Genomic DNA, 12,770 nt, shown 5'->3' on the forward strand with positions numbered 1-12,770 from the left:
TATGGAGCCCGTTGATGCGTATTCTTCTGTTGCTGAGCGTTATCTTACTGAGTGGCTGTAGCCATATGGCCAACGATAACTGGTCCGGACAGGATAAAGCACAACATTTTCTCGCTTCCGCTATGCTGTCCGCCGCCGGTAATGAGTATGCGCAACATCAGGGATACAGCCAGGATCGGAGCGCGACGATTGGGCTAATGTTCTCAGTCGGGCTTGGGGCGTCAAAAGAGCTGTGGGATAGCCGCCCCGCAGGGAGCGGCTGGAGCTGGAAAGATTTCGCCTGGGACGTCGCTGGCGCAACGACCGGCTATGCCGTGTGGCAGATGGCGCACTATTAAAGCCGAATACCTTTCCCTTTGCGATGCAACATCAGAGAGACAATAAAGGCCAGCGCCCCCATTCCCGTTACGTACCAGAAGAATGTCGTTTCGCTTCCCCATGATTTAAAAGACAACGCAACATACTCCGCCGATCCGCCAAACAACGCGTTGGCGACCGCATAAGAGAGCCCTACCCCTAAAGCACGTACCTGCGCCGGGAACATTTCGGCTTTCAGTATCCCGCTGATCGAGGTGTAGAAACTGACAATCACCAGCGCCAGCATAACCAGCGCAAATGCAGCATACGGTGAGGATACATGCTGAAGGGCAGTCAAAACAGGAACGGTACAGAGCGCCGATAATCCACCAAAAATAAGCATCGACGTTCGGCGGCCAATTTTATCCGAGAGCGCCCCGATGATTGGTTGTATGAGCATAAAGACAAACAGCGCTACAGTCATGACAACGCTGGCAACGTTGGCGTGCATCCCGGTGGTGTTCACCAGGTACTTTTGCATATAGGTGGTAAATGTGTAAAAACTGAGAGAGCCCCCTGCAGTAAAGCCCAGCACCATAAGAAAAGCTTTGCGGTTACGCCATAATCCTTTAAACGTTCCCGCTTCCTTCAGCGTTCTGACCTCTTTCTGAGAAGTTTCATCTAACTGACGGCGTAGCCAAAGTGCAACGATCGCCAGCGCGGCCCCCATTGCGAACGGGATCCGCCAGCCCCAGGTGTGAAGCTGTTCATCCGTCAGGATCTGCTGCAGGATCACCACCACAAGAATGGCCAGCAGTTGACCGCCAATCAGCGTGACATACTGGAATGAAGCGTAAAAGCCTTTCCGTCCTTCCAGCGCAATCTCACTCATGTAGGTCGCACTGGTACCGTATTCGCCCCCCACTGATAACCCCTGGAATAAGCGGGCCAGTAAAAGTAGCGCCGGTGCCCAGGTACCAATCGATTCATAGCCCGGTAAGCAGGCGATCACCAGAGAGCCAAAACACATCATACAGACCGAAATCAGCATGGAGGCCTTACGCCCCTGACGATCCGCAATGCGGCCGAACAACCAGCCACCAATGGGTCGCATTAAGAATCCTGCAGCAAATACACCCGCTGTTTGTAGGAGTTGCGTAGTGGTGTTGCCGGATGGGAAGAATATATGAGCGAAATAGAGTGAACAGAATGAGTAGACGTAAAAGTCGAACCATTCAACCAGGTTCCCTGAAGAGGCGCTGACGATGGCCCATACCCTTCTTCGGGTATCACTGTTAGCCAGCGTCCCGTTTGATGTAATGCTTTCTGTCATTGTGATTATGCTCCTGCCATAGACTACGGCGTATTGAGTTCTGAAACTCAATTGCCTCGTAAATGAAATGTTATAATTTTGTTATAAATAACATTGAGACAAAGATCACACATTCCATTAGCAGGATAATGGATTAAGAGAAAGGCCAGAGCAGTAAAAACACAAAGCAAAAAACCCCGCACCTTACGGTACGGGGTTCTTCTTGATTGATGCCTGGCAGTTCCCTACTCTCACATGGGGAGACCCCACACTACCATCGGCGCTACGGCGTTTCACTTCTGAGTTCGGCATGGGGTCAGGTGGGACCACCGCGCTAAAGCCGCCAGGCAAATTCTGTTTAATCTGTATCAAAGCTGAATCTTGTGTCGTCTCTTCGCCAAAACATCTTCGGCGTTGTAAGGTTAAGCCTCACGGTTCATTAGTATCGGTTAGCTCAACGCATCGCTGCGCTTACACACCCGACCTATCAACGTCGTCGTCTTCAACGTTCCTTCAGGAGCCTTAAAGGCTCAGGGAGAACTCATCTCGGGGCAAGTTTCGTGCTTAGATGCTTTCAGCACTTATCTCTTCCGCATTTAGCTACCGGGCAGTGCCATTGGCATGACAACCCGAACACCAGTGATGCGTCCACTCCGGTCCTCTCGTACTAGGAGCAGCCCCCCTCAATTCTCCAGCGCCCACGGCAGATAGGGACCGAACTGTCTCACGACGTTCTAAACCCAGCTCGCGTACCACTTTAAATGGCGAACAGCCATACCCTTGGGACCTACTTCAGCCCCAGGATGTGATGAGCCGACATCGAGGTGCCAAACACCGCCGTCGATATGAACTCTTGGGCGGTATCAGCCTGTTATCCCCGGAGTACCTTTTATCCGTTGAGCGATGGCCCTTCCATTCAGAACCACCGGATCACTATGACCTGCTTTCGCACCTGCTCGAGCCGTCACTCTCGCAGTCAAGCTAGCTTATGCCATTGCACTAACCTCCTGATGTCCGACCAGGATTAGCTAACCTTCGTGCTCCTCCGTTACTCTTTGGGAGGAGACCGCCCCAGTCAAACTACCCACCAGACACTGTCCGCAACCCGGGTAACGGGTCTACGTTAGAACACCAGCCATTAAAGGGTGGTATTTCAAGGACGGCTCCATGCAGACTGGCGTCCACACTTCAAAGCCTCCCACCTATCCTACACATCAAGGACCAGTGTTCAGTGTCAAGCTATAGTAAAGGTTCACGGGGTCTTTCCGTCTTGCCGCGGGTACACTGCATCTTCACAGCGAGTTCAATTTCACTGAGTCTCGGGTGGAGACAGCCTGGCCATCATTACGCCATTCGTGCAGGTCGGAACTTACCCGACAAGGAATTTCGCTACCTTAGGACCGTTATAGTTACGGCCGCCGTTTACCGGGGCTTCGATCAAGAGCTTCGCGTTACCGCTAACCCCATCAATTAACCTTCCGGCACCGGGCAGGCGTCACACCGTATACGTCCACTTTCGTGTTTGCACAGTGCTGTGTTTTTAATAAACAGTTGCAGCCAGCTGGTATCTTCGACTGATTTCAGCTCCACCCGCAGGGGCTTCACCTACATATCAGCGTGCCTTCTCCCGAAGTTACGGCACCATTTTGCCTAGTTCCTTCACCCGAGTTCTCTCAAGCGCCTTGGTATTCTCTACCTGACCACCTGTGTCGGTTTGGGGTACGATTTGATGTTACCTGATGCTTAGAGGCTTTTCCTGGAAGCAGGGCATTTGTTACTTCAGCACCGTAGTGCCTCGTCATCACACCTCAGCGTTAAAAAACGACCGGATTTACCTAATCGTTCCGCCTACATGCTTAAACCGGGACAACCGTCGCCCGGCTAACATAGCCTTCTCCGTCCCCCCTTCGCAGTAACACCAAGTACAGGAATATTAACCTGTTTCCCATCGACTACGCCTTTCGGCCTCGCCTTAGGGGTCGACTCACCCTGCCCCGATTAACGTTGGACAGGAACCCTTGGTCTTCCGGCGAGCGGGCTTTTCACCCGCTTTATCGTTACTTATGTCAGCATTCGCACTTCTGATACCTCCAGCAACCCTCACAGGTCACCTTCAACGGCTTACAGAACGCTCCCCTACCCAACAACACATAGTGTCGCTGCCGCAGCTTCGGTGCATGGTTTAGCCCCGTTACATCTTCCGCGCAGGCCGACTCGACCAGTGAGCTATTACGCTTTCTTTAAATGATGGCTGCTTCTAAGCCAACATCCTGGCTGTCTGTGCCTTCCCACATCGTTTCCCACTTAACCATGACTTTGGGACCTTAGCTGGCGGTCTGGGTTGTTTCCCTCTTCACGACGGACGTTAGCACCCGCCGTGTGTCTCCCGTGATAACATTCTTCGGTATTCGTAGTTTGCATCGGGTTGGTAAGCCGGGATGGCCCCCTAGCCGAAACAGTGCTCTACCCCCGAAGATGAGTTCACGAGGCGCTACCTAAATAGCTTTCGGGGAGAACCAGCTATCTCCCGGTTTGATTGGCCTTTCACCCCCAGCCACAAGTCATCCGCTAATTTTTCAACATTAGTCGGTTCGGTCCTCCAGTTAGTGTTACCCAACCTTCAACCTGCCCATGGCTAGATCACCGGGTTTCGGGTCTATACCCTGCAACTTAACGCCCAGTTAAGACTCGGTTTCCCTTCGGCTCCCCTATACGGTTAACCTTGCTACAGAATATAAGTCGCTGACCCATTATACAAAAGGTACGCAGTCACACCCGAAGGTGCTCCCACTGCTTGTACGTACACGGTTTCAGGTTCTTTTTCACTCCCCTCGCCGGGGTTCTTTTCGCCTTTCCCTCACGGTACTGGTTCACTATCGGTCAGTCAGGAGTATTTAGCCTTGGAGGATGGTCCCCCCATATTCAGACAGGATACCACGTGTCCCGCCCTACTCTTCGAGTTCACAACCTGTGTGTTTTCGTGTACGGGACTATCACCCTGTACCGTCGGACTTTCCAGACCGTTCCACTAACACACAAGCTGATTCAGACTCTGGGCTGCTCCCCGTTCGCTCGCCGCTACTGGGGGAATCTCGGTTGATTTCTTTTCCTCGGGGTACTTAGATGTTTCAGTTCCCCCGGTTCGCCTCGTTAACCTATGTATTCAGTTAACGATAGTGTGTCGGAACACACTGGGTTTCCCCATTCGGACATCGCCGGGTCAAAGGTTCATATCACCTCGCCGGCGCTTTTCGCAGATTAGCACGTCCTTCATCGCCTCTGACTGCCAGGGCATCCACCGTGTACGCTTAGTCGCTTAACCTCACAACCCGAAGATGTTTCACTTCATGATTGCGAAAATTTGAGAGACTCGAACACACATAACATGTGTGTCGTTTCAATTTTCAGCTTGATCCAGATTTTTAAAGAGCAAATATCTCAAACGTGACTCGCAAGTCAGTTTTGAGATATGACGGCAGGTGACTTTCACTCACGAACCAGCAAGTGGCGTCCCCTAGGGGATTCGAACCCCTGTTACCGCCGTGAAAGGGCGGTGTCCTGGGCCTCTAGACGAAGGGGACGTGTCAGTCTCAATCGCAAGACGCCTTGCTATTTACTTTTCATCAGACAATCTGTGTGAGCACTGCAAAGGCAGGTTCTTTAAGGTAAGGAGGTGATCCAACCGCAGGTTCCCCTACGGTTACCTTGTTACGACTTCACCCCAGTCATGAATCACAAAGTGGTAAGCGCCCTCCCGAAGGTTAAGCTACCTACTTCTTTTGCAACCCACTCCCATGGTGTGACGGGCGGTGTGTACAAGGCCCGGGAACGTATTCACCGTAGCATTCTGATCTACGATTACTAGCGATTCCGACTTCATGGAGTCGAGTTGCAGACTCCAATCCGGACTACGACGCACTTTATGAGGTCCGCTTGCTCTCGCGAGGTCGCTTCTCTTTGTATGCGCCATTGTAGCACGTGTGTAGCCCTACTCGTAAGGGCCATGATGACTTGACGTCATCCCCACCTTCCTCCAGTTTATCACTGGCAGTCTCCTTTGAGTTCCCGGCCGGACCGCTGGCAACAAAGGATAAGGGTTGCGCTCGTTGCGGGACTTAACCCAACATTTCACAACACGAGCTGACGACAGCCATGCAGCACCTGTCTCAGAGTTCCCGAAGGCACCAATCCATCTCTGGAAAGTTCTCTGGATGTCAAGAGTAGGTAAGGTTCTTCGCGTTGCATCGAATTAAACCACATGCTCCACCGCTTGTGCGGGCCCCCGTCAATTCATTTGAGTTTTAACCTTGCGGCCGTACTCCCCAGGCGGTCGACTTAACGCGTTAGCTCCGGAAGCCACGCCTCAAGGGCACAACCTCCAAGTCGACATCGTTTACGGCGTGGACTACCAGGGTATCTAATCCTGTTTGCTCCCCACGCTTTCGCACCTGAGCGTCAGTCTTTGTCCAGGGGGCCGCCTTCGCCACCGGTATTCCTCCAGATCTCTACGCATTTCACCGCTACACCTGGAATTCTACCCCCCTCTACAAGACTCTAGCCTGCCAGTTTCGAATGCAGTTCCCAGGTTGAGCCCGGGGATTTCACATCCGACTTGACAGACCGCCTGCGTGCGCTTTACGCCCAGTAATTCCGATTAACGCTTGCACCCTCCGTATTACCGCGGCTGCTGGCACGGAGTTAGCCGGTGCTTCTTCTGCGGGTAACGTCAATCGCTGAGGTTATTAACCTCAACGCCTTCCTCCCCGCTGAAAGTACTTTACAACCCGAAGGCCTTCTTCATACACGCGGCATGGCTGCATCAGGCTTGCGCCCATTGTGCAATATTCCCCACTGCTGCCTCCCGTAGGAGTCTGGACCGTGTCTCAGTTCCAGTGTGGCTGGTCATCCTCTCAGACCAGCTAGGGATCGTCGCCTAGGTGAGCCGTTACCCCACCTACTAGCTAATCCCATCTGGGCACATCTGATGGCAAGAGGCCCGAAGGTCCCCCTCTTTGGTCTTGCGACATTATGCGGTATTAGCTACCGTTTCCAGTAGTTATCCCCCTCCATCAGGCAGTTTCCCAGACATTACTCACCCGTCCGCCACTCGTCACCCGAGAGCAAGCTCTCTGTGCTACCGTTCGACTTGCATGTGTTAGGCCTGCCGCCAGCGTTCAATCTGAGCCATGATCAAACTCTTCAATTTAAAAGTTTGATGCTCATTGAATTAAACTTCGTAATGAATTACGTGTTCACTCGTTGAGACTTGGTATTCATTTATTGTCCGAAGACATTAAGAATCCATGTCACTTTGAGTGCCCACACAGATTGTCTGATAAATTGTTAAAGAGCAGTGCCGCTTCGTTTTCGCTGCGGCGCGGGGTGTGCATATTACGCTTTCCCGCCTCAGAGTCAAGCGCTTATTTTCGCTTTTCTCTGCTGACCCGGCGGCGTGTGTGCCGTTGTTCCGTGTCAGTGGAGGCGCATTATAGGGAGTAATTCCGAACCTGCAAGGATAAAGTGAAAATTATTTACTGACTGCTCACTTTCCAGGCAAATCTGACTCCAGACCTCAATTCTCGCCTGGTTTTTAAACAAAAACGAGCCGTAAGCGGCTCGTTTTTGCGTTTTGTGACCTACTGCACTGCCACAATGCGATCGTCGTTGGCTTCCAGACGAATCACTTTTCCTGGAATCAGCTCCCCGGAGAGGATCTGCTGCGCCAGCGGGTTTTCGATCTGCTGCTGGATAGCACGTTTTAATGGACGCGCACCGTAAACCGGATCGTAACCATTTTTACTCAGCAGTTTCAGCGCTTCATCGGAGATGTGAATTTCATATCCACGTTCTTCCAGACGTTTATACAGACGCTGCAGCTGGATCTGCGCAATCGACGCAATGTGTTTCTCACCCAGCGGATGGAACACCACCACTTCATCAATACGGTTGATGAACTCCGGACGGAAGTTATGGCTTACCACACCCAGCACCAGATCCTTCATATGGCTGTAGTCCAGTTCACCGAAACGTTCCTGAATCAAATCGGAGCCCAGGTTCGAGGTCATGATGACAACCGTATTACGGAAATCAACCGTTCTCCCCTGTCCGTCTGTCAGACGACCATCGTCCAGGACCTGAAGCAGAATGTTGAACACATCCGGATGCGCTTTTTCCACCTCATCCAGCAGGATGACGGAATAAGGACGACGACGCACCGCTTCTGTCAGGTACCCACCCTCTTCATAACCAACGTATCCTGGAGGCGCACCGACCAGACGCGAAACGGCGTGTTTTTCCATAAACTCGGACATGTCGATACGGACCATTGCATCATCGCTGTCGAACATAAAGTTAGCCAGCGCTTTACACAGCTCGGTCTTACCAACACCGGTCGGCCCCAGGAACAGGAAGGAACCAATCGGGCGATTCGGGTCGGACAGCCCTGCACGGCTACGACGAATAGCATTCGATACCGCTTCAACCGCCTCGTTCTGGCCAATCACCCTATTGTGGAGATCGTTCTCCATGCGCAGCAGTTTTTCACGCTCACCTTCAAGCATGCGTGCTACCGGAATGCCGGTCCAGCGAGCAAGGACTTCAGCAATCTCGGCATCCGTGACTTTATTACGCAACAGACGCATCGTTTTACCTTCCGATTGCGTCGCAATCTCAAGCTGTTTTTCCAGCTCAGGAATTTTGCCGTACTGCAGCTCGGACATTCGCGCCAGGTCGCCCACGCGTCGCGCCTGCTCAATGGCAATTTTTGCCTGTTCGAGTTCAGCTTTAATGGTCTGCGTACCGGACAGGGAAGCTTTCTCGGCTTTCCACTCTTCTTCCAGCTCGGAATACTGGCGCTCTTTATCGTCCAGTTCTTCATTGAGCATATCCAGGCGTTTCTTACTGGCTTCATCAGACTCTTTCTTCAGCGCCTGCTGTTCCAGCTTGAGCTGAATGATGCGTCGGTCAAGTCTGTCCAGCTCTTCCGGTTTCGAGTCAATCTGCATACGAATGCTTGAAGCCGCTTCATCAATCAGGTCGATGGCCTTATCGGGCAACTGACGGTCGGCGATGTAACGATGCGAAAGCGTCGCAGCCGCTACGATGGCCGGGTCAGTGATCTGCACATGGTGGTGCAGTTCATAGCGCTCTTTCAGACCACGTAAAATCGCGATGGTATCTTCAACGCTTGGCTCAGCGACAAACACTTTCTGGAAACGACGTTCCAGCGCAGCATCTTTTTCAATGTACTGACGGTACTCATCAAGCGTAGTAGCACCGACGCAGTGAAGTTCACCGCGCGCCAGCGCAGGTTTCAGCATGTTCCCGGCATCCATCGCGCCGTCCGCCTTACCAGCACCGACCATGGTGTGCAGTTCGTCGATAAACAGGATAACGTTGCCTTCCTGTTTCGCGAGATCGTTAAGGACGCCTTTCAGACGCTCTTCGAACTCCCCGCGGTATTTCGCACCGGCCACCAGCGCGCCCATATCCAGCGCCAGTACGCGGCGGCCTTTCAGCCCTTCCGGCACTTCACCGTTCACGATACGCTGCGCCAGCCCTTCAACGATGGCAGTTTTACCGACACCCGGCTCACCAATCAGTACCGGGTTGTTCTTGGTACGACGTTGCAGTACCTGAATCGTACGGCGGATCTCTTCGTCACGGCCGATCACCGGGTCAAGTTTGCCCTGTTCAGCACGTTCGGTCAGATCGACCGTAAATTTCTTCAAAGCCTGACGTTGGTCTTCGGCTCCCTGATCGTTCACGCTTTCACCTCCGCGCATTTTCTCAATCGCCTGAGTCACATTGGCGGTGGTTGCTCCGGCAGATTTCAGCAGGTCGGTCAAGGTACCGCGTGATTCAAGCGCCGCCAGAACAAACAGCTCTGACGAAATAAAGTTGTCTCCACGTTTTTGCGCCAGCTTGTCGCAAAGGTTCAGCACACGCACCAGATCCTGCGACGGCTGCACGTCCCCGCCGGTCCCTTCGACCTGCGGTAAACGGCTCAGCGCCTGATCGATGGCGGTGCGCAACTGGCCAGCATTAATGCCAGCAGACGTTAATAAAGGACGTACCGATCCCCCTTCCTGATTCAGCAAGGCGCTCATTAAATGAAGAGGTTCGATAAACTGGTTGTCGTGCCCCAGTGCGAGGGACTGGGCATCGGCGAGAGCAAGCTGGAATTTATTAGTAAGACGATCCAGACGCATAACTCCTCCCATAACAGGTCAAATTTGCTACTGGAGATTAAATGAGGTCATCCCTCAATTATTCAAGGTTAATGACCTGAATTATGTGAAAAGAAAACAGCACGTGCCGGATCGTCTTGATTCTTTAGGTTATATCAGCCAAATGAAACTTGCCATACGCCCTGTGGTCTTGTCGCGGCGATAAGAGAAAAAATCACCCTTTTCGGTGAAGGTGCAGCGATCGCCGCCGAAAATCTGCGTCACACCAACATTATTCAGGCGCTGACGGGCAAGCTGGTAAATATCGGCCAGATATTTATTCCCCGAAGGCTGGAAGGCGTCCACGGCTTGCGGATCTTTTTCCATAAAAGCATCGCGGACTTCCGGTCCTACTTCAAATGCACGAGGACCGATGGCCGGGCCAAGCCAGGCCATGATATTGGCGGGGTCATCCTTAAAGCAGGCGACAGTCTCCTCCAGCACGCCTTCACACAGACCACGCCAGCCCGCATGCGCTGCGGCAACCTCGGTACCTGCACGGTTACAAAACAGAACCGGCAGGCAATCGGCCGTCATTACGGCACAAACGGTGCCCGGAGTATTACTGTAAGAGGCGTCAGCACGTTTAGAAGCGTAGGGTTCTCCCGTCAACTTCAGTACCGCTTTACCATGAACCTGTTCAAGCCAGACCGGTTTCGACGGCAGGTTCCCTGCAGCAAACAGGCGCCTGCGGTTCTCTTCAACATGTTCAGGATCATCGCCACAGTGCGCACCGAGGTTCAAAGACTCCCAGGCACCCTGGCTAACGCCGCCAGTGCGGGTTGAACTGCAGGCAGCCACGCCTTCAGGCAATGGCCACTCCGGGACAATCAGTTTGGTCATATCCAGTCCACTTGATCCTTATGTTCTTCGAAATCAGCACGCATCGCGTCAATAAGTTCCACCATATCCTGTGGGATAGGCGCATGCCACTCCATCTGAATACCGGTGATCGGATGGTAAAGGCGCAGCATGGTCGCGTGCAGCGCCTGGCGATCGAATTTGCGCAGTACGCTGATGAACTCATCCGATGCGCCTTTAGGCGGACGCGGACGACCACCGTAAACCTGATCCCCCACCAGCGGATGGGTAATGTGTGCCATGTGAACACGGATCTGGTGAGTACGCCCGGTTTCCAGACGCAGACGCAAGCGCGTATGAATGCGGAAGTGCTCCATAATGCGGTAATGCGTTACCGCGGGTTTACCCATCGGATGCACCGACATATGAGTACGTTTGGTTGGGTGACGACTGATTGGCTCTTCCACCGTACCGCCAGAGGTCATATGCCCGATGGCTACCGCTTCATACTCACGGGTAATTTCGCGCAGCTGCAGCGATTCCACCAGACGGGTCTGCGCTGGAACAGTCTTCGCGACCACCATCAGACCGGTCGTGTCTTTATCCAGACGGTGCACAATGCCCGCGCGCGGAACATCCGCGATGGGCGGATAATAATGGAGAAGTGCGTTAAGTACCGTACCGTCAGGGTTCCCCGCGCCCGGATGAACCACCAGGTCGCGCGGCTTGTTGATCACCAGGATGTCATCATCTTCGTAGACGATGTCCAGTGGGATATCCTGCGGCTCGAAACGGATTTCCTCTTCGATTTCAGCATTGATGGCGACAGCTTCCCCACCTAACACTTTCTCTTTTGGTTTGTCCCAGATCTTGCCGTTTACCATCACGCGCTGGTCAAGGATCCATTCTTTTATGCGTGAACGCGAATAATCAGGGAACAATTCGGCCAAAGCCTGATCTAAGCGTTGACCGAGCTGATTTTCGGAGACTGTTGCGGTGAGTTCTACTCGTTGTGCCATAAACTGCTTCTTCGTTTAACGTTGGGTTTTACGGCTTTGCCGTTTAATATAGTGTGCTATTGTAGCTGGTCTTAATCGGGAGCAGGAACAGAGTTTCTCCCGGACAAACATTTGAGGAAAGTCAAAACGTCATGACGCGCATGAAATATCTGGTGGCAGCGGCCACGTTGAGCCTGGCTTTGGTGGGCTGCTCCGGTTCAAATGAACAGGTCCCTGACAATCCGCCGAATGAAATCTATGCGACTGCACAACAAAAGTTGCAGGACGGTAACTGGAAACAGGCGATAACGCAACTGGAAGCGTTGGATAATCGCTATCCATTTGGTCCGTATTCGCAGCAGGTACAGTTAGATCTCATCTATGCATACTATAAAAATGCCGATCTGCCGCTGGCACAGGCAACCATCGATCGTTTCATGCGTCTGAACCCGACTCATCCTAACATCGACTATGTCATGTACATGCGCGGTCTCACCAACATGGCGCTGGATGATAGTGCGCTTCAGGGCTTCTTCGGCGTGGATCGTTCCGACCGTGACCCGCAGCATGCGCGTGACGCCTTCAATGACTTCTCCAAACTGGTGCGCGGCTATCCGAACAGCCAGTACGTGACTGACGCCACCAAACGTCTGGTGTTCCTGAAAGATCGTCTGGCGAAATATGAATACTCTGTGGCGGAATACTATACCCGCCGTGGCGCATGGGTTGCCGTGGTTAACCGCGTAGAAGGTATGCTGCGCGATTACCCGGATACTCAGGCAACGCGCGACGGCCTGAAGCTGATGGAAAATGCGTACCGTCAGATGCAGATGACCGCTCAGGCTGAAAAAGTGGCGAAAATCATCGCCGCCAACAGCAGCAACACCTGATATGACCTCAATGCAAAACGGCAGCCCGAAGGCTGCCGTTTTTTTATTCATTTATGAACGTCGCTGAAGCGCTTTAGCCTCAACACATCCCGTCTACTATGACCGCAATTTTTGCCTTCCACAAGGTAAATCTCACCTCTTCCTGCCCTGCCTCACAAAAAAGATTCCCTGACAAAAACCGACAAAATAACGTGATCTAAATCACACATTTTGACATTGGGTCGGGTATGCTGGAATCACCAAG

At 52.7% G+C, this 12,770-nt stretch carries 6 protein-coding genes, 1 tRNA gene and 3 rRNA genes; 2 read left to right on the forward strand and 8 right to left on the reverse strand.

What is annotated here, in order from left to right:
- The first annotated feature begins 14 nt into the window (after positions 1–14).
- The gene (locus SP99_RS16880; RefSeq protein ID WP_047959263.1) at positions 15–338 is read left to right on the forward strand and encodes a YfiM family lipoprotein; all 324 of its coding nucleotides are present in this window, start codon (positions 15–17) and stop codon (positions 336–338) included.
- Here SP99_RS16880 and SP99_RS16885 read toward each other — a convergent pair.
- From SP99_RS16885 to rluD, 8 genes are all read right to left on the reverse strand, one after another.
- Positions 335–1,630, reverse strand: coding sequence for an MFS transporter (locus SP99_RS16885; RefSeq protein WP_047959264.1), 1,296 nt, complete (start codon positions 1,628–1,630; stop codon positions 335–337). The genes SP99_RS16880 and SP99_RS16885 overlap by 4 nt on opposite strands.
- A gap of 211 nt (positions 1,631–1,841) precedes the next feature.
- A 5S ribosomal RNA gene (rrf, locus tag SP99_RS16890) occupies positions 1,842–1,957 on the reverse strand.
- Between the two features lie 70 nt (positions 1,958–2,027).
- Positions 2,028–4,931 (reverse strand): 23S ribosomal RNA (locus SP99_RS16895).
- Positions 4,932–5,114: 183 nt separating this feature from the next.
- Positions 5,115–5,190, reverse strand: a tRNA-Glu gene (locus tag SP99_RS16900).
- A gap of 85 nt (positions 5,191–5,275) precedes the next feature.
- Positions 5,276–6,815 (reverse strand): 16S ribosomal RNA (locus SP99_RS16905).
- Together the 16S, 23S and 5S rRNA genes with 1 tRNA gene alongside form the textbook arrangement of a ribosomal RNA operon.
- Positions 6,816–7,245: 430 nt before the next feature.
- Entirely contained in the window at positions 7,246–9,819 is a 2,574-nt protein-coding gene (gene clpB / locus SP99_RS16910; protein WP_025759246.1) for an ATP-dependent chaperone ClpB, read from the reverse strand.
- Positions 9,820–9,948: 129 nt separating this feature from the next.
- Positions 9,949–10,680: a purine nucleoside phosphorylase YfiH gene (gene yfiH, locus SP99_RS16915; protein WP_025759247.1), complete on the reverse strand. Its 732-nt coding sequence runs from the start codon at positions 10,678–10,680 to the stop codon at positions 9,949–9,951.
- The gene (gene rluD / locus SP99_RS16920; protein ID WP_047959265.1) at positions 10,677–11,657 is read right to left on the reverse strand and encodes a 23S rRNA pseudouridine(1911/1915/1917) synthase RluD; all 981 of its coding nucleotides are present in this window, start codon (positions 11,655–11,657) and stop codon (positions 10,677–10,679) included. Before rluD ends, yfiH begins: the two co-directional genes overlap by 4 nt.
- Positions 11,658–11,788: 131 nt before the next feature.
- Between rluD and bamD the strand changes: the two genes are divergently transcribed.
- Positions 11,789–12,526 (forward strand): outer membrane protein assembly factor BamD, encoded by a 738-nt coding sequence (gene bamD / locus SP99_RS16925; RefSeq protein ID WP_023308867.1) that lies wholly within the window; start codon positions 11,789–11,791, stop codon positions 12,524–12,526.
- The last annotated feature ends 244 nt before the right edge of the window (positions 12,527–12,770 follow it).

Source organism: Enterobacter sp. BIDMC92 (genome assembly GCF_001030225.1).
In the GTDB taxonomy this organism is placed as follows: domain Bacteria; phylum Pseudomonadota; class Gammaproteobacteria; order Enterobacterales; family Enterobacteriaceae; genus Enterobacter; species Enterobacter sichuanensis.